Raw genomic sequence first — 19,045 nt, 5'->3', positions numbered from 1 at the left:
CCCCGGTCCCCCCGGAGTATTTCGGCCAAGATGAAAGGACAGGCGATGGGCGCGGATGGTGATGTGATGGAGACGGCGGCGGTTCCGGCAACGGTGGATTTGGCGGCTGAGTATCAGAGTTCGGGCGTTGCGGAGATTCTGGACGAGTTGGACCGGGAGTTGATCGGGCTTGAGCCGGTCAAGGAGCGCATTCGCGAGACGGCGGCGTTGTTGTTGGTGGATCGGGCGCGGCGTCAGATGGGGCTGAGCCAAGAGACGCCGACGCTGCACATGAGCTTTAGCGGCAATCCGGGTACGGGGAAGACCACGGTTGCCCTTAAGATGGCGGGGTTGCTGCATCGGTTGGGCTATGTGCGCAAGGGGCATCTGGTCAGTGTGACGCGCGATGATCTGGTGGGTCAGTACATCGGGCACACCGCCCCCAAGACCAAGGAAGTTTTGAAAAAGGCGATGGGCGGCGTGTTGTTCATCGACGAGGCCTATTACCTGTATCGTCCTGACAACGAACGTGATTACGGGCAGGAAGCGATCGAGATCCTATTGCAAGTGATGGAGAACAACCGCGACGATCTGGTGGTCATCATGGCCGGATATGCCGACCGTATGGACAAGTTTTTCAGCGCGAACCCCGGTTTCCGGTCGCGGATCGCGCATCACATCGAGTTCCCCGATTATCGCGATGACGAGTTGTTGGAGATCTCGCGTCAGATGTTGGCGGATCAGAATTACCATCTGAGCGCAGAGGCCGAGGCGGCGTTGGACGAGTATATCGCGCTGCGCCGTGGGCAGCCGCACTTTGCCAATGCCCGTTCTTTGCGCAATGCGTTGGACCGTGCGCGCTTGCGTCAGGCGAACCGGCTGTTTACCAGTGCCTCAGGCCCGCTGGATGCGGTTGCGCTGAGCACGATTGAGGCCAGCGACATTCGGGCCAGCCGCGTATTCAAAGGGGGTTTGGATGTGGACCGCCCCACCCCGCAAGGAGACTGACCATGAGCTTTGACCGTTCCATCAAGATCGCGCCGTCGATCCTGTCTGCGGATTTTGCGAACTTTGGCCAAGAGATCGAGGCCATTGAGGCCGAGGGCTGTGATTGGGTGCATGTGGATGTGATGGACGGGCATTTCGTGCCGAACCTGACCTTTGGCCCGCCCCTGTGCGCGGCGATCCGCAAGCACATCAAGACCGTGATGGACGTGCATTTGATGATCGCGCCGGTGGACCCCTATATTCAGGCCTATGCCGATGCGGGTGCCGATGTGATCACCGCCCATGTCGAGGCGGGTCCGCATACGCACCGCACCATGCAGGCGATCCGCGCCGCAGGGTGCAAGGCGGGTCTGGCGTTGAACCCCGGTACGCCGGTTGAGAGCGTGGACTATCTGCTGGATATGGTCGATCTGATCTGTGTGATGACCGTAAACCCCGGTTTTGGCGGGCAAAAGTTCATCCACAGCCAAGTCGAAAAGGTTCGCAAGCTGCGCGAGATGATCGGTGATCGTCCGATCCATATCGAGATCGACGGCGGTGTGACGCCCGAGACCGCGCCGTTGGTGGCCGCGGCGGGTGCCGATGTTCTGGTCGCCGGTTCTGGCGTATTCAAGGGCGGCTCGGTCCAGAACCCCGCGCCTTATGGCGAGAACATCCGCGCCATTCGTGCCGCAGCGGAAAACGCCGTGGGATGAATTTCATAGCGCATCATATTCATTTTTCTGTATGTATCTAGCAAACAGAACACGTGGAGGAGTGATGATGATGCGTTTTATGATGACAACGACACTGGGCGCGGCGGCGATTTTGGCCGCCCTGCCCGCACTAGCCAGCGAGGATATCGCGGATCAATACCCGGGCTCGGCCCTCTATTCGAAACCGGTTGAGGTGATCCCGAACGTGTTTTCGGCCATCGGGGCCACCGCACCGCCGGGTGAGGCCAACGCAGGCCATAACAACAACCTGTCCTTTGTGATCACCGGCGATGGGGTCGTTGTGGTGAATGCGGGGGCGAATAATGCGCTGGCCGCGGCGCTGCACGATGAAATCCGTGCGGTGACCGATCAACCCGTGCGCCTTGTGATCAATGAAAATGGTCAGGGGCACGCGATGCTGGGCAATGGCTATTGGGTGGATCAGGGCGTGCCGGTTTTGGCCCATGTGGAGGCGGCCGAGGAATTTGAGGCGCACGGATACGAAATCCTGAGCGGGATGCAAAATTACGCCGGTCCCTATGCCGGTGACAGCCGCGCCCAAGGCCCGACCGAGGTGTTTGAGGACCGCTATGACGTGCCCTTTGGCGATGTCGCGATTGAGGTGCTGCATCTGGGTCCGGCGCATAGTGCCGGGGATATCTCGGTCTGGTTGCCGGAACAGGGCTTGGTGATTGCGGGGGACATGGCGTTTCACGAACGCATGCTGCCGCTGTTTGCGGACACGGATACGTCCGACTGGATCGACACATGGGACAACGCGTTTGAACCCCTTGGCGCGACCTATGTCATTCCGGGGCACGGGCATCCGACGAATATGGATCAGGTCCGGCGGTTCACCCGCGATTATCTGGTCTATCTGCGCGACAAGATCGGCGCGCATATCGAGGCGGGCGGCACGTTGACCGACGCCTATTACGTAGATCAAAGCCCCTATGCGCGGCTGGACACGTTCGAGGAACTGGCCACCAAAAACGCAGGCAGGGTGTTTGAAGAAATGGAATGGGAGTAAACCATGGCAGCCACACCGCCCGTCTGTGATTTCGGATGGACCGCACCGGATTTCGAACTGACCGCCACCGATGGACGCCGTCTGCGCCTGTCGGATGTGCGGGGCGAAAACGGGACCTTGGTCATGTTTATCTGCAATCACTGCCCCTATGTTCTGGCGGTTCTGGACCGCATGTTGCGCGATGCGCGTGACCTTATGGACTTGGGCGTGGGCGTTGTGGCGATTTGTTCGAACGACGCGGACGCCTATCCGGCGGACAGTTTTGACAAGATGGCAGAGCTGGCCGCCGCACAGGATTTCCCCTTCGCCTATCTGCATGACGCGACCCAAGAGGTCGCCCGCGCCTATGGTGCGGTCTGCACGCCGGATTTCTTTGGCTTTAACGGCGATTTGGCCCTGCAATACCGCGGACGGCTGGATGCCTCGCGCAAGGAAACCGGCCCTGCGGATTTGCGCCGCGATCTTTATCTCGCGATGAAACAAGTGGCCGAAACCGGCCAAGGCCCCGCCGACCAAATCCCGTCTATGGGCTGTTCGATCAAATGGAAGGACGCAGCATGAGCGCAGTAATTTTCGACCTCGATGGCACGCTGATCGACAGCGCGCCCGACATCCGCGCCGCCGTGAACGCGATGCTGGCCGAACTGGATATGGCACCGCTGGACCTGCCGAAAATCGTGTCCTTTATCGGCAACGGCCTGCCCCGTCTGGTGGAACTGGTGATTGCCGATCAGGGCCTGTCGATGGAACAGCACGCGCACCTGACCGCCCGCGTTCTGGCGCATTATCACGCGGATGGCAGTGCCTTGACCAAACCCTATGACGGGGTGATGGACGTTCTGACGGGCCTGCGCGCACAGGGGATCAAAATTGGCCTGTGCACCAACAAGCCCTACAGCGCGACGATGGATGTGCTGAACGATCTGAACATGGGCGATATGTTCGACGTGATCGTGGGTGGCGATAGCCTACCTGAACGCAAACCCCACCCCGCGCCCTTGCAAAAGGTCATCGCCGATCTGGGATGCGCCGATGTGGTCTATGTCGGCGATAGTGAGGTTGACGCCGCCACCGCCGAGGCCGCCAAGGTGCGCTTTGCCCTGTTCACCCAAGGCTATCGCAAGACGCCGGTCGATCAGTTGCCGCATGATGTGACCTTTGACCATTTCGACGCCCTGCCCCGCCTGATCGCGGATATGCTGGGGGCGGCGGCGGCATGACACTGCGTGCGCTGATCTTTGACGTCGACGGCACCCTTGCCGAAACCGAAGAGGCCCACCGCGCCGCGTTCAACCGCGCCTTTGCCGAGGCCGGTCTGGACTGGCACTGGACGCGGGACATGTACCGCGATCTGCTGAACACCACGGGCGGGGTCGAACGCATGGGGGCCTATCGCGCGACCTTGGGCACCGAAGTGCCCAGCGACGCCACCCTGCGCGACATTCACCGCGCGAAAACCGCGATCTATGGCGAGATGCTGGCCGGTGGGGCCGTCACCCTGCGCCCCGGCGTGCGGGACTTGATCGACGGGGCTCGTGCGCGCGGCGTTCCTTGTGCCGTTGCCACTACGACCAGCCGCCCGAATGTCGACGCCCTGACCCAATCGGCATGGGGCGTTCCGGCGACCGGCATCTTTGACGTCATCGCCACGGGCGAAGAGGTCGCCGCCAAGAAACCCGCGCCCGACCTGTTCCAACTGGCCCTGTCGCGACTGGATCTGCCCGCCGATCAGGCGATTGCCTTCGAGGACAGTTTGAACGGCCTGCGCTCGGCCCAAGGCGCGGGATTGCGCGTGGTTGTGACGCCCGATTTCTACACCGAACATCAGGATCACAGCACCGCCGACTGGCTTGTGAACAGCCTGATGCCAGCCGATTTGCCCGATGATCTGGCGCATCTTCTGGGTGTGAACGCACCCATTGAAATGCCGTCTTGATAAACATTCATATTTTTATATATAAATAGTCCAACCCCAGACGCCTGATCCCCATGGGAGGACTTTATGGAAATCAAGCCGATCGCACCCAGCTTTGCCGCATCGCCCCAACTGTCCCCTGCGGACGTGGCGCGCGCGGCCGAGGCGGGCTATAAAACCATCATCTGCAACCGCCCCGACGGCGAGGCAGACGATCAACCCACAGCCGCCGAAATCTCGGCAGCGGCCCGCGCGGCGGGGGTGGATTTCCGCTATCTCCCGATCAAGCCGGGCGTGGTGACGGACGACATCCTGACCGCGTTCGAGGACACGATCAAATCCTGCAAGGCCCCGATTTTGGCCTATTGCCGGACGGGGACACGCTCGGCCACGCTCTGGGCGATGGCGCGCTCCAAACTGCTGTCGCCCGATGCGATTTTGGCGGCGACCGGATCGGCGGGCTATGACCTTGGCGGCCTGCGCCCGCGGATGGAGGAACGGTTCGGCGTCGATACCGGTTCGATCAAACCCGAAAGCTTTGATCTGTTGATCGTGGGCGGCGGTGCCGGTGGGGTGGCCACGGCGGCCTCGGCCCTGAAACGGCGTCCCGATCTGCGCGTTGCAATCATCGAACCGCGTGAAGACCACTATTACCAACCCGGCTGGACCCTTGTGGGCGCTGGCGTGTTCAACCGCGCCCAGACCACCCGCAAAATGCATGAGGTCCTGCCCGACGGCGTCAAATGGATCCGTGGCGCGGTCGCGGGGTTCTATCCCGACCAAGATGAGGTCACGTTGGAAAACGGTGCGCGCTATGGCTATGGCGTTCTGGTCGTTTCGCCGGGCCTAAAGTTGAACTGGGAAGCGATCGAGGGCCTGCCCGAGACCCTTGGCAAAAACGGCGTGACATCGAATTACCGCTTCGATCTGGCCCCTTACACCTATGAACTGGTCCAAGCGACCCGCAAGGGCAAAGCGATCTTTACCCAGCCGCCGATGCCGATCAAATGCGCGGGCGCGCCGCAAAAGGCGATGTATCTGTCGTCGGACTATTGGCTGCGCACCGGTGTGTTGAAAGACATCGACGTTGATTTCTGCAACGCCGGTGGGGTTCTGTTCGGGGTCGCGGATTACGTCCCTGCCCTGATGGAATATGTGAAACGCTATGACGCGTCCCTGTCGTTCTTCCACAACCTGATCAAGGTCGATGGCGACACCAAAATCGCGACGTTCGAGGTCACGGATGGCGACACCAAAACCACCGTGGAAAAACCGTTCGACATGATGCACGTCTGCCCGCCGCAAACGGGTCTGGATTTCATCAAGGCCTCGCCCCTTGCCGATGCCGCCGGTTGGGTCGATGTCGATCAGCACAGCCTGCAGCACAAGACCTACGCCAATGTCTTTGGCCTTGGGGACGGGTGCAACACGCCCAACGCCAAAACCGCCGCCGCCGTGCGCAAACAGGCCCCCGTTGTGGCCGTGAACGCGCTGGCCGTGATGGATGGCAAGGAACCGGTCGCGTCCTATGACGGCTATGGGTCCTGCCCGCTGACGGTTGAGCGCGGCAAAATCGTTCTGGCCGAGTTCGGCTATGGCGGCAAAATCATGCCCAGCCTGCCGACATGGATGCTGGACGGGATGAAGCCGACCCGCGCGGCGTGGTTCCTGAAGGAACGGATGCTGCCCCCGATCTATTGGCAGGGCATGTTCCGTGGCCACGAATATCTGGCCCAGCCCGACATGACCTTTAAAAAGATCGCCGCCGAATAGGGCGCATCTGCCTGAACCGTGATCAAGGGCGTCCCCATGGGGCGCCCTTTCACGTGAACGTGGCGCAAAATCCCATGGCAATCGCTGTCGTCTGCCGCTAGCTTGGCCTGAACCAAGGCCAAACACTAGGAACACGACCGCCCATGGATATCCGGCCCATTACCCCAGATTTCGCCGCCTCGCCCCAGATTTCCGTTGCCGATGTGGCCACGGCCGCCGCACAGGGCTATCGCACCCTGATCTGCAACCGCCCCGATGGCGAGGAACCCGGCCAACCCGATTGGGCCGCGATTGAGGCCGCCGCCAAGGCCGCAGGGATGGAGACGTTTTTCCTCCCCGTAAGCAACGCCGTCGGCCTGACCTTGGACACGGTGGAGGGGTTCGAGGCCGCATTGGCAAACGCCCCCAAACCCGTTTTGGCCTATTGCCGCAGTGGCACGCGGTCCACGATGGCATGGGGCGTGGCAAGCGCGTCGACGACAGACCCCGACACCTTGGTCGAGGCCGCATCGAAATTCGGCTATGACCTGAACGGTCTGCGCCCCGCGATGGACAGCCGCCGCGGGTAAACAGGCCTCAGGCCACGCGCCGCCCTTGGGACCACGTTTCGCGCACCAAGGGCGCGCCATCCACACGCATCACACGGCACAGATCGGCGCGTTTGCCGATCTGTAGACGGCCACGGTCGCTTAGGCCCGCCGCATCGGCGGGGGCCGCCGTCACCGTCGCAATGCCGCGCGCCATATCGTCCCACAGATCGCCCAGCATCACCGCCGCCATCATCAGGGCCGCAGGCACATAATCCGACGACATGATGTCCAAGAGGTCCATCTCGGCCAGCGTGGACGCCGCAACGTTACCGGAATGCGAACCGCCACGGATCAGGTTCGGTGCGCCCATCATCACCTTGATCCCGTTCAGGTGACAGGCCTCTGCGGCCTCGACCGTCGTCGGGAATTCGGCCAGTTGGATGCCATAGCTGGCCGAGGTCGTGACATGTTCAACCGTGGTGTCGTCATGGCTGGCCAGCACGGCACCGAACCGGCGGGCCTCGGCCACTGCTGCGGCCTCATGGTCGTCTCCAAACCGCGCGCGCAGATCCATCAGGTTCGCCACATGCACCTCGAAATCGGCGGGGGTCATGTTCTGTTTGCCCATGACATATTGGGCCAACTTGTCCAGATCGCGGAACTGACGCTGACCGGGGGTGTGGTCCATCAGGCTGACGATGCCGACGCGGTCCTCGGGGCCGAATTGTTCCAACTCGGCGATCAGGGTCTCGGAACACACCTCGGCGCGCAGGTGCAAATAGTGGCTGATGCGCAGAGCCCCCTTGTCGCGCAGCGCCCAGAGCTCGGACGCCAGTTGCCGCGCATAGGCACCATAGTTGCTTTTGCCCGTGGGGATCGACCCCACCCGCATCGCGTCAAATACCGTGGTGATCCCCGTCCCGGCCAGTTCGGCGTCATGTGCAAGGATCGCGCTGGCATGGGGCCAATCGACCTTGGGACGCGGTTGCATGTGACGTTCAAGGTTGTCGGTGTGCAGCTCAATCAAACCGGGCAGGATCATGTCCCCGCCGCAATCAACCGCACCCGCCGCCACGTCCGTGCCCGCGTCGATGTCGGTGATGATTCCGTCCGCGATCCGCAGCGAACCGGTGATCACCTCATCCGGCAAAACCAGACGCGCGTTGCTAAAAACTGTTTCACTCATGTGATGCTCCTTGTCGGGAACGGGCGGTTCATGGCAGGGCTGTCATACGACTGTTGCACCCCCGCATTAGGCCGTTGCCCATGACAGATTTCAAACGATATGCCGTGTATTTTGCGCCCCAACCGGGCGCGTTGTCGCAATTTGGTGCCGCGTGGCTGGGCTGGGATCCGGTGGCCGGTGGGCCCGTCGATCCGCCCGAGGTCAAGGACCTGCCCGCGCCCGTGCACGCGTTGACCGCGACGCCCCGCAAATACGGGATGCACGCCACGATCAAGGCCCCCTTCCGTCTGGATGACGGTGTCACGCAGGACCAGTTGGACCGCGCCCTTGGCGATCTCTGCGCGACCCTGTCGCCGGTCGAAACCGACGGGATCGAGATTGCGCAACTGGGCGGGTTTCTGGCCCTGATCCCCATGGGCGACACCCGCGATCTGAACGCGCTGGCCGGTCATGTGGTGGCCGCATTGGACAGCTATCGCGCCCCCCTGACCGCCGCCGAAATCGCGCGCCGCAAACCCGAAGCCCTGAGCGCCCATCAACGCGCCCTGCTGGAGCGTTGGGGATACCCGTTCGTGATGGATGAATTCCGGTTTCACATCACCCTGACCGGACGCCTGACACCCGAAGACGCCCGCGCCACGCGCACGGCCCTGTTGCCGGTCATGGGCGCGATGCTGCCCGCGCCGTTTGTGATCGACGCGCTGTGTCTGTTCGGAGAGGATCAGGACGGGATGTTCCATTATATCAGCCGTCACACCCTTGCCGGATAAAGCGCCGACAGGGCGGCGTCCACCGCCGCCTGAACGGTGCCGTTGTTGGCGATCCGAACCATGTTCACACCCGCAGGCATCGCGTAATCCGCCCGTTTCAGGCGACGCGCGATGTCCTCGGCGTCCTCACGCCCACGCGCGTTCAGACGCGCGGCCAGTACATCCGCATCCGCCGTTATGAACAGCGTTCTCATTTCGGGATAGCGCGCCAAGGCGGTGGTCAAAATCCCCCGTGATCCGTTGAACATCACGTCCCGCCCCGCCGCCAGATGGCCGTCGATCTCAACCGGAATGCCATAGCGCAACCCATGCGCGCCCCAGTGCAGGGCAAAGGCCCCTGCCGCCGCGCGGGTGTCGAAGTCGGCCTCGCTGACGCCCTCGAAATCCTCGCCCCCCGCTTCGGACGGGCGGGTGATGACACGGCGCGCGCGGATCAGGTCGGGGCGCGCCGCACACAGGGCGTCGATCACCGTGTCCTTGCCCGCGCCCGACGGGCCGACCACAACGATCAGGCGACCGGACATCAGTTCATCCCCGGCGTGAATGCGGTCACGTCGATTTCGCGATCACAGACGGCGGCGCGCGCCTCGGCGTCGTGAAAAATGCCGACGATGGCCGTGCCACGCGCCTTGGCCTCATGGATCAGGTCCATCACCACCGCGCGGTTCATCGCATCAAGACTGGCCGTCGGTTCATCCAGCAACAGCGCGGGAAACGCATGGGCAAAGCCGCGCGCGATGTTGACGCGCTGTTGCTCGCCGCCCGAAAAGGTGGTGGGCGACAGCGACCACAGACGTTCGGGAATGTTCAGCCGCGCCAACAAATCGCGCGCCCGCGCCTCGGCCACATCGCGCGGGGTGCCGACCCGCAGCAAAGGTTCCGCCACCACGTCCAGCGTCGGCACACGCGGCACGACGCGCAAGAACTGGCTGACATAGCCCAATGTATCGCGGCGCAGGTTCAGGATCTCGCGCGGCTCGGCGGTGACGACATCCACATCGCCGATCATGATCCGCCCGCCTTGGGTCAGGTAATTGCCGTAAATCATCCGCATCAGGGTGGATTTCCCCGCCCCCGACGCGCCCGACAGGGCCACGCATTCGCCAGGGGTCACCGTGAACCCCGCGCCCGACAGAACGGGGATTTCCGCACTGCCCTGATTGTGCAGGGTAAAGGTCTTTTGCACATTTTCCAGATGGATCATCGAATTGCCCTCAAACCTGCAAAACCGAACTGACCAGCAGCTGGGTATAGGCGTGCTGGGGATCGTCCAGCACCTGATCGGTCAGGCCGCTTTCGACCACGTGACCGGATTTCATAACCATCAGACGGTCCGCCAACAGACGCACAACCGCCAGATCATGGGTGACGATAATGGCGCTAAGGCCCATTTCCCGCACCAAACCGCGGAGCAGGTCCAACAGACGCGCCTGCACACTGACGTCCAGACCGCCGGTGGGTTCATCCATGAACACCAGACGCGGACCGGTCACCAGATTGCGCGCGATTTGCAGGCGCTGCTGCATCCCGCCGGAAAAGGCGCTGGGGCGGTCATCCACGCGGTCGGCGGTGATTTCCACGCGGTCCAGCCAGTCGATGGCCTGCGCGCGGATATTGCCGTAATGGCGATCCCCGACCGCCATCAGGCGTTCACCGACGTTGCCGCCCGCACTGACATTCATGCGCAGACCGTCGCGGGCGTGCTGATGTACAAAGGCCCAATCGGTGCGCGCCAACAGACGGCGGCGCGGTTCGGACATGGTCAGCGTGTCGACCAGCCCCTGATCGCGGGTGTCAAACAGAACCTGCCCGCGTTCCGGCGCAAGATGCCCCGCCAGACAGTTCAGCAAGGTCGATTTACCCGATCCGGATTCCCCAACGATGCCCAGAACCTCACCCGGATAGAGGTCAAAGTTCACATCGCCACAGCCCAACCGGTCGCCGTAGAATTTATGCAGATCGCGGACCTGCAACAAGGGTGCGGTGCTCATGCGGCGTCCTCCGTGGCGGCCAAGCGGCCGCGATGTCCGGCGGCGCGCCGCGCGGTGCAGTGATCGGTGTCCGAACAGACGAACATGCGCCCGCCCGCGTCATCAATGATGACCTCGTCCAGATAGGTGTCCTCGGCCCCGCACATGTCGCAGGGATGCTCGGCCCGCATGGGATCAAACGGATAGTCCTCGAAATCGAGGCTGACGACACGGGTATAGGGCGGCAGGGCATAGATGCGTTGCTCACGCCCTGCGCCGAACAGTTGAATGCCTGCCATTTCCATTTTCGGGTTGTCGAATTTGGGGATTGGCGAGGGGTCCATCACATAGCGCCCCTCAACCGAGACGGGATAGGCATAGGCCGTCGAAATCGCCCCGTGACGCGCAATATCTTCGTACAATTTTACATGCATGAGACCGTATTCGGCCAGCGCATGCATCTTGCGCGTCTCGGTCTCGCGCGGCTCAATAAAGCGCAGGGGTTCGGGGATCGGCACCTGATAGACGAGGATCTGACCCTCGCGCAGGGGCGTCTCGGGAATGCGGTGACGTGTCTGGATCACGGTCGACGCCGTGGTCTCTTCGGTCACGTCAACGCCCGCAGTGCGTTGAAAAAACTTGCGAATTGAGACGGCATTGGTGGTGTCGTCCGCACCTTGGTCGATCACCTTGAGGCAATCCTCGGGCACCAGACAGGCCGCCGTCACCTGCACCCCGCCCGTGCCCCAGCCATAGGGCATCGGCATCTCGCGGCTGGCGAACGGCACCTGATATCCGGGGATCGCCAGCCCCTTGAGCAAGGCGCGCCGGATCATGCGTTTTGTCTGTTCGTCGAGGTAGGCGAAATTATATTGACCCGATTGCGTCATGTTTCGGCCTTTTTCTGATGTGACACATGTCCCGGTTGCATATGAGGGACAGCGTGTTGGACTTTATTTTCTCGATTACATTTGATCAGATTTTGCTGAGCGGCCTGACCTGCGCCGTGATTTTCAAAGCATTGCCGCATGTTCTGCCCGATGACGTGGCCGGTCCTGGCGGCTGGCTGATCGACACGGGTGAATAGATCGAGCGAGGTCATTCGGCGGCCTCTTGCGTCGGGGCCGCCTGACTGCGTTCCACCTCGGCGCGCAGTTTGCGCACCAGTTCCAGTTCAGATTGGAAATCGACGTAATGGGGCAGCTTTATGTGCTCCAGAAACCCGGAAGCCTGAATATTGTCGGAATGGCTGAGGACGAATTCCTCATCCTGTGCGGGCACTCCGACGTTATCCTCACCCAGTTCTTTCCAGCGCAGCGCGCGATCCACCAAGGCCATCGAAATCGCCTTGCGTTCGGTATGCCCGAAACACAGACCATAGCCGCGCGTGAACTTGGGCTTTTCGGTTTTTGAGCCCGCGAACTGGTTCACGGTTTCACATTCCGTCACCTGCACCTCACCGATCTCGACGGCAAAGCCCAGTTCGGGGATGTCCATCTCAACCGCCACGGTGCCGACGCGCAATTCGCCCACGAACGGGTGGTTGCGGCCGTATCCGCGTTGCGTCGAATAGGCCATCGACAGCACGAACCCCTCATCCCCGCGCGACAGCGATTGCAGGCGCAGGGCGCGGGTCGCCGGAAATTCCAACGGCTCACGCGTCAGATCGGACGGCGTGTCATCGCCAAACGGTTCCTGTTCGATCAGATCATCGCGGTTCAAAAACCCCGTGACATGCGGCATGGGCGCGGGGTCGGCGGGACGGGTTACGACCTCGGGGCGCTCGCCCCCCTCTGCGGCCAGTGCAAAGTCCAGCAAGCGGTGCGTGTAGTCGAAGGTCGGGCCCAGAACCTGTCCCCCCGGCAGATCCTTGAACGTCGCCGAAATCCGGCGGTCACAGGCCATGTCGGCGGTTTCAATCGCGTTCGACAGGCCAAAGCGCGGCAGGGTCGTGCGATAGGCGCGGATCAGGAAGATCGCCTCGATCAGATCGCCGCGCGCCTGTTTGATCGCCAGCGCCGCAAGATCGGGATCATAGAGCGAGCCCTCGGCCATCACGCGATTGACGGCAAGGGACAGCTGCTCGCGGATTTGCGCGATGCCAAGTTCGGACACATCCGTGTCGCCACGGCGTTCAGACGCCAGCCACGCATGGGCGTTGTCGATGGCGGCCTCGCCCCCTTTGACAGCTACGTACATCAGCGCTCTCCGATTTTGGTGGACCGTGGCAGGGCGGCAACCTGTGCCCCTGCGGTCAGGATGAAATCAACGCCCAGCGGGAACAGGGCCGCGTTATCCGCCATCGCCCCCACATCGGGCAGGTTCATTTGCGCGCTGTCGCGGATGCCCGGCCCGCGCAGGGTCGCGCCGGTTTGCGCCAGCGCGTCCATTTCGACAATCAAGGTGGTGGACCGGTCGGGGTATTCGGGCGTGCCGATCGGGAACTGGTCCAGCGGCATCAACGCCTCCCACGTGCCGATGGCGAATGCCGCGTGACTGGGCCCGACAAAGGGCGCGCCGGTGTGAAAGGTGATCCAGTCGCGCACCGCATCGGTGTCATGCGAGGGCGCAAGATAGACCGGCGTTTCGGGATCACACAGGGTCAGGATGGCCACACCCGCCGCAACCGACAAGGGCGCCACCGGTACCGCGCCGGTTACGTCGTGGATCGTGCCGGGCATCGCCATCGCGTTCAACAGCGCGCGAAACCCGTGGGCCGCGTCGACCGCAGGATCGTCGAACCCGCCCTTCATAGCCGCAATCGTGCTCATGCTTATTCTCCGCGTACCATTGTGAAAAAATCGACCTTGGTGGCGGCGGCACGCTCGGCGCGCTGGCCCTTGGCCATTGCGGCCTGTGTGGCCAGCGGGGTCAGGATCGTCTCAACCACCGCGCCGCGTGCATCCGTCTGCATCAGGGCATCGCAGAGCGCCGCGCGTTCCGCGTGCCCCTTGTCCCGTCCTTGGACATAACCGTGTCCGACCGCGCCCCCGTCCGCCAGTTCCAGCGCACAGCGCGTGACGGTCATTTCCCCAAGGTTGAACGGCAAACCCGTGCCGCCCATCCGTCCGCGCACCATCACCGCCCCCGTTTCAGGGCGGCGCAGCCAGCGGTAGTCAGGGCCCAAATCGGCCTCATCCCACGCCAGCGCCAATGCCTCAACCGGAGCCTTGGCCAGCAGCGACATCCACGTTTTTCGGTCATTCCATTCTTGTGTCATAGACAACTTGCCGATTTATCTAGAGCTCTATACAACTAGACAAATCATAACCGACTCGCCCCGCCCCCAGCAACACCGAAGATGTGAAGATTAGGTGACACATGGCCCAAACCCCGATCTGGAAAAGCATTCAGGACACCCTGAGCGCGGACATCGCCAACGGTCATTACGCGCAGGGCGACAAGCTGCCGACCGAGGCGGAACTGTCCAAACGGTTTGGCGTCAACCGCCACACCGTGCGCCGCGCCCTGTCGGAAATGGCGGCCAACGGCACGGTCCACAGCCGCCGTGGCGCGGGCGTGTTCGTGGCCAGCCGCCCCACCGATTACCCCATCGGGCGGCGCGTGCGGTTTCACCAGAACCTGTCGGATCAGGGACGGTTGCCCGCGAAACAGATCCTGCGCCTTGAAACCCGCCTGCCCGATGCGCGTGAGGCCGAGGCATTGCGCCTAAACGACGGCGATCAGGTCCATGTCTATGAGGGCATATCGCTGGCCGATGACAGCCCCGTCGCCCTGTTCAAATCGGTGTTTCCTGCAACGCGCCTGCCGCAGATGCTGGTTGATCTGGCCGAAACGAAATCGGTGACACAGGCGCTGGCCCGTGGGGGTGTCCATGATTACACGCGGGCCGAGACGCGGCTGACGGCGAAACTGGCCACGGCGACACAGGCGTTGAACCTGCGCATTCAGGACGGCGCGCCGATCCTGCGCACCCAGAGCATCAACATCGACACAGACGGAGTGCCGGTCGAGTTTGGCCTGACATGGTTCGCGGGCGACCGGATCAGCCTTGTCATCACGCCAGACGGTTAAAATGAGGGCGAATTTTTCGCGTTCCGTCATAAAACGCACCGCGAAATGTCACAGTCACGATACAGAGCAGGGTTATCCACAGCCAAACCAACCTTGTCATGTCGAGCAGTGTCATGTCGCATATCCTGCCCCCGCTGCGCTTTACCGGCGCAACCGTCCTTCGTGACGGCGAGCTTCAGCAACGTTCGGTTGCCGTGGCCGACGGTCGTATCACCAAAGGCCCCCTGCCCGAGGTCGACCTCAGCGGGTATCTGATCCTGCCCGGTATTATCGATCTGCACGGCGATGCGTTTGAGCGTCACGTCGCCCCCCGCCCGACCGCGCCGTTTTCCTTGAACATCGGCCTGTCCAGCGTGGCGCGCGATGCGGCGTCGCACGGGGTGACGACCGCGTGGCTGGCCCAGAGCTGGAGCTGGGAAGGCGGACGCCGCAGCCCCGAGCGCGCGGTTGAGGTCATGCGCGCCGTGGGCCGGTTCCGCCGTCGCGCGTCCATTGATCTGCGCCTGCAGGTGCGGTGCGAAACCCATCTGGTCGATAGTGGCCCCGCCCTGTTGAACGCCGTTCGGGAATTCGGGATCGACTATGTGGTGTTTAACAACCACCTGCCCGAAGCGATGGAGTTGATGCAAAACGACCCCGCCCGTCTGGCCCATTGGGCGCGCGAGGCCGGTCGTACCCCCGAGGATCACATGACCCTTGTCGAGACCGCCATGGCCCGTGGCCGTGAGGTCCCCCGCCATCTGTGCCGTCTGGCCGAGGCGTTCGACGGTCTGGGCGTTGTCTATGGCAGTCATGATGACCCCGACGGGGAAACGCGCGAACGTTATTCGATGATCGGCGCGCGACTGGCCGAATTCCCCACCAGCCGCAGCGCCGCCGCCGCAGCACATGCGATGGGCGATCCGGTGATCATGGGCGCGCCCAATGTGGTGCGCGGTGGCTCGCAGGCGGGCAATATCGCCGCCGCCGATCTGGTGCGGCAGGGTCTGTGCGATGCGCTGGTGTCCGATTACTATTACCCCGCGCTGGCCGAGGCCGCGTGGACCTTGGTCGATGCGGGTATCCTGTCCCTGCCCAAGGCGTGGGCGCTGATCTCGACCAATCCGGCCGAGATCCTGCGCCAGCCTGATCGCGGGCGGATTGATTACGGGCGGCGCGCCGATTTGTGCGTGGTGAATGCAGAGACGCGTCAGGTCGAGATGACGATCTCGGGCGGGCGTCTGGCCTATCTGACGGGTGAGGCCGCGCATCGCTTTGCCCACCGGATTTCCCCGATGAGCCTTGCAGCCGAATAGGCGCGTGCGCCTTAGGTCGTTTCGTATTTTTCCAGAAACGCCTCGGCGGGCATGGACCGGAAATCAGGCAGGGCCTGACGCAGCCGGTCGTGCGACCAATCCCACCATGCAAGGGCGAGCAATCGATCCGCTATCCCGGTATCGAACCGGGCGCGGATCGGCGTGGCAGGCACGCCGGCGACGACCATATAGGGCGCGACATCATGGGTCACGACGGCGCCTGCGCCCACAATGGCACCGGTGCCGATGGTGATGTCGGGCCGGACAATCGCGCCATGCCCGATCCATGTGTCAGCACCGATCACGGTGCGGCGGCTGGCGCGGAGGGCAAAGAACTCCGCGTCGTTTTCGACATCATCCCAATAATCGGCCGAACGATACAGGAAATGGTGCAGCGACGCGGTCGTCATCGGGTGGTCCGTCGGCCCGATCCGTGTCATGGCGGCGATGTTGCTGAACCGCCCCACGCTGGAATTGGCGATATCGGACAGGCGGTCGCAATAGGCGTAATCCGCAAAGTCAGAGTTCTGGATGCGCGATCCCTGCCCCACCTCGGTATAGGCGCCAAAGGTCGAGTTCACGATCGCACAATCGGGGTGGATGAACGGCTCGGTCGCCGACAGGCGCGCCATATCAGCCCCCTTTGATCAGTTTGCGCCGCAGCCAGCCCGACAGCCAGTCCATCATCATCACCATCAGCACGACAAGAATGATGTAATAGGTGACCTCTTCCCAATCCTTGTGGGTGATCATCGCCTGTGTCAGCAACAGACCGATCCCGCCCCCCGTAATCGCGCCGATGATGGTGGCGCTGCGGGTGTTGGATTCAAGGTAATAGAGGATCTGGGACAACAGCACCGGCATCAACTGGGGCAGCACACCAAAGCGATAGCGTTGCAGACGGTTCGCGCCAGTCGACTGGATGCCTTCGATCTGTTTCTTGTCGGTGTTTTCCAACGCCTCGGAGAACAGTTTCCCGAAGGTCCCCGTATCGGTCAGCATGATCGCAAGGCTACCGGTCAACGGCCCCGGCCCGAACGCACGGCTGAGCAAGATGGTCCAGATCAACCCGTCCACCCCGCGCAGGAAATCGAACACACGCCGCAGGGCGAACCGCGTGCTGCGCAACGGATTGAACCCGCGTGCCGCAAAGAACGCCAACGGCAGCGCGATCAGACCCGCCGCCATCGTGCCCAGAAACGCCATCAGGATGGTTTCGAACATGGCCCAAGCGACCTGATGATGGTGCCACATCGAGTTCGTCCAGAAATCATGCAGCGCGCCGGCGATATTGCCGCGGCTCGGATCAATCTGATCACCGAACAGGATCTCGGTCAGGGAATGCCCGTGATAGGGACTGTCTAGCGTGAAAAAGAACAGCTCCCACCCTGTGAAATAGCGAAACACCTCGGTCTTGGACTTGGTGACATTGACGCGCCCGCCCTCGGTCGTGATCGACAGGCGGGTGTTGGACAGGTTGACCCACTCCGGCGCGGTCTCGGGCGTCAGGTTGGTTTCGATCCCGCGTCGCGTCGGCAGGGCCGTGATCAGACCAAAGCCCGGCACGTCATAGCGCATTTCGCCCTCGGGGCTGACCCGGACCTCTTGCCCGTGGTTCAGGGCGATGGTCATGCCGGTGTCGTTCAGAACGGCCCATGCAGGGAACACACCCTCGGCATATTTGCCTTTACGCTCGCCCTCAATCGCGGCGTCCCAATCGCCGCTGCGGTTTGAGCGGGTGATATGCGTCTTGTAGGAATAGCTGTCGGCCAACAGGGTCTGCGCGCGACCGGGCTCGGCCCGTTGCATCAGGCCGACCACATCAAAGGTCCAGACCACATAGGCCAGATAGGCCAGAACCATGAACGGCAGGGCCAGCGCCATCAGCCGTTTCCGCCGGAACAGCGCGTGAATTTCGGAATGCATCACCGCGTCGGTCATTTCTTGCCCCCATGGGTCAAACGGTTGCGCGCCAGATCGGACAGGTTGTCAACGACGACGATGGCGAGGAACAGCAGGATGAAAATCGCGGCTGCCTCATCAAACTTGCCTTGGCCCCAGCTGATGGTGTTCTTCAGCTCATAACCAATGCCGCCTGCGCCCACGAAACCGAGGATCGCCGAGGCGCGGATGTTGATTTCAAACCGCAACAAAGCATAGCTGAGGTAATTCGGCGCGACCTGCGGCACCACGGCAAGCCACATGCGCTGAGGCCAGCTTGCCCCGACGGACGCCAGACCTTCGACCGGTTTCAGATCGGCGTTCTCGTTCACTTCGGAAAACAGCTTGCCCAGCGCACCACAAGTGTGAAACGCGATGGCGATCATGGCCGGAACCGGCCCGCCGCCCAGAATAAAGATAAACGCCAGCGCCAGAACGATCTCTGGCAGTGCACGCATGATGTCCATGATGCGCCGACAAATCGGGATCAACCACGGCACAGGCGCCAAACCGCGCGTGGACAGCATCGACAGCAACCCGCCGATCATCGCCCCGATCAGGGTCGAGGCGGCGGCGATGTTGATCGTGTCGATCAGCGCGGGGAAATACGTGACCAGATGCGCGGGCATGTCGGCACGGCTCTCCCACGCTTCGGCCACGACGGTCGCCGGAAAATCGCCCAGTTGCGACAGGCCGTCCCAGAACCCACCGGCATTGCGCCCATCGGCCAGAACAAAGCCCGACACCAGCAAAACAACAAAAACCAGAATGGTCAGCCCGCCATAAAGACGCTTGCGCCGCACCATTTCGAAATAGGCGTCCCGTGTCGTGCCCCCACCCATGTAGTGGCCTAGTGCCGTATCGCTCATCTGTGATTGCCCCGCATAAAAAGACGGGCCGCGACATGTCGCGACCCGC

Annotated in this window: 23 protein-coding genes; 12 read left to right on the top strand and 11 right to left on the bottom strand. The window is 62.5% G+C overall.

The window, feature by feature from the left end:
• Positions 1–45 precede the first annotated feature (45 nt).
• From cbbX to R1W00_RS05260, 8 genes are all read left to right on the top strand, one after another.
• Entirely contained in the window at positions 46–987 is a 942-nt protein-coding gene (gene cbbX, locus R1W00_RS05295; RefSeq protein ID WP_317261684.1) for a CbbX protein, read from the top strand.
• Positions 988–989: 2 nt separating this feature from the next.
• Positions 990–1,682 (top strand): ribulose-phosphate 3-epimerase, encoded by a 693-nt coding sequence (rpe, locus tag R1W00_RS05290; protein ID WP_317261683.1) that lies wholly within the window; start codon positions 990–992, stop codon positions 1,680–1,682.
• A 79-nt stretch (positions 1,683–1,761) separates the two neighbouring features.
• Positions 1,762–2,712 (top strand): MBL fold metallo-hydrolase, encoded by a 951-nt coding sequence (locus R1W00_RS05285; protein WP_317262393.1) that lies wholly within the window; start codon positions 1,762–1,764, stop codon positions 2,710–2,712.
• Between the two features lie 3 nt (positions 2,713–2,715).
• Complete coding sequence (locus R1W00_RS05280; protein ID WP_317261682.1) at positions 2,716–3,273, top strand: thioredoxin family protein; 558 nt, start codon at positions 2,716–2,718, stop codon at positions 3,271–3,273.
• Positions 3,270–3,932, top strand: coding sequence for a phosphoglycolate phosphatase (gph, locus tag R1W00_RS05275; protein WP_317261681.1), 663 nt, complete (start codon positions 3,270–3,272; stop codon positions 3,930–3,932). The genes R1W00_RS05280 and gph overlap by 4 nt, the downstream gene beginning before the upstream one ends.
• Positions 3,929–4,648: an HAD-IA family hydrolase gene (locus R1W00_RS05270; RefSeq protein WP_317261680.1), complete on the top strand. Its 720-nt coding sequence runs from the start codon at positions 3,929–3,931 to the stop codon at positions 4,646–4,648. Before gph ends, R1W00_RS05270 begins: the two co-directional genes overlap by 4 nt.
• A 66-nt stretch (positions 4,649–4,714) precedes the next feature.
• Positions 4,715–6,400, top strand: a complete 1,686-nt coding sequence (locus tag R1W00_RS05265; protein ID WP_317261679.1) for a bifunctional protein tyrosine phosphatase family protein/NAD(P)/FAD-dependent oxidoreductase — start codon at positions 4,715–4,717, stop codon at positions 6,398–6,400.
• A 143-nt stretch (positions 6,401–6,543) separates the two neighbouring features.
• Positions 6,544–6,969 carry a TIGR01244 family sulfur transferase gene (locus R1W00_RS05260; protein WP_317261678.1) on the top strand — a complete coding sequence of 142 codons (426 nt, stop codon included), beginning with the start codon at positions 6,544–6,546 and terminating at the stop codon, positions 6,967–6,969.
• A gap of 7 nt (positions 6,970–6,976) precedes the next feature.
• On the opposite strand, the gene R1W00_RS05255 is transcribed toward R1W00_RS05260, so the two are convergent.
• The gene (locus tag R1W00_RS05255; RefSeq protein WP_317261677.1) at positions 6,977–8,116 is read right to left on the bottom strand and encodes an alpha-D-ribose 1-methylphosphonate 5-triphosphate diphosphatase; all 1,140 of its coding nucleotides are present in this window, start codon (positions 8,114–8,116) and stop codon (positions 6,977–6,979) included.
• A gap of 80 nt (positions 8,117–8,196) precedes the next feature.
• Here R1W00_RS05255 and R1W00_RS05250 point away from each other — a divergent pair, with 80 nt between their 5' ends.
• Positions 8,197–8,886, top strand: a complete 690-nt coding sequence (locus R1W00_RS05250; protein ID WP_317261676.1) for a DUF1045 domain-containing protein — start codon at positions 8,197–8,199, stop codon at positions 8,884–8,886.
• On the opposite strand, the gene phnN is transcribed toward R1W00_RS05250, so the two are convergent.
• The 4 genes from phnN to R1W00_RS05230 are packed head-to-tail and all read right to left on the bottom strand — an operon-like array spanning position 8,868 to position 11,746.
• Positions 8,868–9,410: a phosphonate metabolism protein/1,5-bisphosphokinase (PRPP-forming) PhnN gene (phnN, locus tag R1W00_RS05245; protein WP_317261675.1), complete on the bottom strand. Its 543-nt coding sequence runs from the start codon at positions 9,408–9,410 to the stop codon at positions 8,868–8,870. The genes R1W00_RS05250 and phnN overlap by 19 nt on opposite strands.
• The gene (gene phnL / locus R1W00_RS05240) at positions 9,410–10,090 is read right to left on the bottom strand and encodes a phosphonate C-P lyase system protein PhnL (RefSeq protein WP_317261674.1); all 681 of its coding nucleotides are present in this window, start codon (positions 10,088–10,090) and stop codon (positions 9,410–9,412) included. The genes phnN and phnL overlap by 1 nt, the downstream gene beginning before the upstream one ends.
• A 10-nt stretch (positions 10,091–10,100) precedes the next feature.
• Positions 10,101–10,877 carry a phosphonate C-P lyase system protein PhnK gene (phnK, locus tag R1W00_RS05235; RefSeq protein WP_317261673.1) on the bottom strand — a complete coding sequence of 259 codons (777 nt, stop codon included), beginning with the start codon at positions 10,875–10,877 and terminating at the stop codon, positions 10,101–10,103.
• Positions 10,874–11,746, bottom strand: a complete 873-nt coding sequence (locus tag R1W00_RS05230; RefSeq protein WP_317261672.1) for an alpha-D-ribose 1-methylphosphonate 5-phosphate C-P-lyase PhnJ — start codon at positions 11,744–11,746, stop codon at positions 10,874–10,876. Before R1W00_RS05230 ends, phnK begins: the two co-directional genes overlap by 4 nt.
• Positions 11,747–11,799: 53 nt before the next feature.
• Here R1W00_RS05230 and R1W00_RS05225 point away from each other — a divergent pair, with 53 nt between their 5' ends.
• Positions 11,800–11,943: a hypothetical protein gene (locus R1W00_RS05225; protein ID WP_317261671.1), complete on the top strand. Its 144-nt coding sequence runs from the start codon at positions 11,800–11,802 to the stop codon at positions 11,941–11,943.
• A gap of 11 nt (positions 11,944–11,954) precedes the next feature.
• Here the strand turns inward: R1W00_RS05225 and R1W00_RS05220 are convergent, their stop codons facing one another.
• The 3 genes from R1W00_RS05220 to phnG are packed head-to-tail and all read right to left on the bottom strand — an operon-like array spanning position 11,955 to position 14,076.
• Entirely contained in the window at positions 11,955–13,055 is a 1,101-nt protein-coding gene (locus tag R1W00_RS05220) for a carbon-phosphorus lyase complex subunit PhnI (RefSeq protein ID WP_317261670.1), read from the bottom strand.
• Complete coding sequence (gene phnH / locus R1W00_RS05215) at positions 13,055–13,627, bottom strand: phosphonate C-P lyase system protein PhnH (RefSeq protein WP_317261669.1); 573 nt, start codon at positions 13,625–13,627, stop codon at positions 13,055–13,057. Before phnH ends, R1W00_RS05220 begins: the two co-directional genes overlap by 1 nt.
• Before the next feature lie 2 nt (positions 13,628–13,629).
• The gene (gene phnG / locus R1W00_RS05210) at positions 13,630–14,076 is read right to left on the bottom strand and encodes a phosphonate C-P lyase system protein PhnG (RefSeq protein WP_317261668.1); all 447 of its coding nucleotides are present in this window, start codon (positions 14,074–14,076) and stop codon (positions 13,630–13,632) included.
• A gap of 101 nt (positions 14,077–14,177) precedes the next feature.
• On the opposite strand from phnG, the gene phnF reads away from it, so the two are divergent.
• A complete protein-coding gene (gene phnF, locus R1W00_RS05205; protein ID WP_317261667.1) occupies positions 14,178–14,891 on the top strand; it encodes a phosphonate metabolism transcriptional regulator PhnF in 714 nt (237 codons plus the stop codon).
• A 98-nt stretch (positions 14,892–14,989) separates the two neighbouring features.
• Positions 14,990–16,186 carry an alpha-D-ribose 1-methylphosphonate 5-triphosphate diphosphatase gene (locus R1W00_RS05200; protein ID WP_317261666.1) on the top strand — a complete coding sequence of 399 codons (1,197 nt, stop codon included), beginning with the start codon at positions 14,990–14,992 and terminating at the stop codon, positions 16,184–16,186.
• A gap of 11 nt (positions 16,187–16,197) precedes the next feature.
• On the opposite strand, the gene R1W00_RS05195 is transcribed toward R1W00_RS05200, so the two are convergent.
• Genes R1W00_RS05195 through phnE (R1W00_RS05185) form a run of 3 tightly spaced genes read right to left on the bottom strand, consistent with a single transcriptional unit; the run spans position 16,198 to position 18,996 of the window.
• A complete protein-coding gene (locus tag R1W00_RS05195) occupies positions 16,198–16,818 on the bottom strand; it encodes a chloramphenicol acetyltransferase (protein WP_317261665.1) in 621 nt (206 codons plus the stop codon).
• A 1-nt stretch (position 16,819) separates the two neighbouring features.
• The gene (gene phnE, locus R1W00_RS05190) at positions 16,820–18,127 is read right to left on the bottom strand and encodes a phosphonate ABC transporter, permease protein PhnE (RefSeq protein WP_317261664.1); all 1,308 of its coding nucleotides are present in this window, start codon (positions 18,125–18,127) and stop codon (positions 16,820–16,822) included.
• Positions 18,124–18,996 (bottom strand): phosphonate ABC transporter, permease protein PhnE, encoded by an 873-nt coding sequence (gene phnE / locus R1W00_RS05185; RefSeq protein WP_317261663.1) that lies wholly within the window; start codon positions 18,994–18,996, stop codon positions 18,124–18,126. The genes phnE (R1W00_RS05190) and phnE (R1W00_RS05185) overlap by 4 nt, the downstream gene beginning before the upstream one ends.
• Positions 18,997–19,045 lie beyond the last annotated feature (49 nt).

The organism is Rhodovulum sp. FJ3 (assembly GCF_032918305.1).
Classification (GTDB): domain Bacteria; phylum Pseudomonadota; class Alphaproteobacteria; order Rhodobacterales; family Rhodobacteraceae; genus SAT37.
This window is presented reverse-complemented; position numbering and strand designations above follow the sequence as displayed.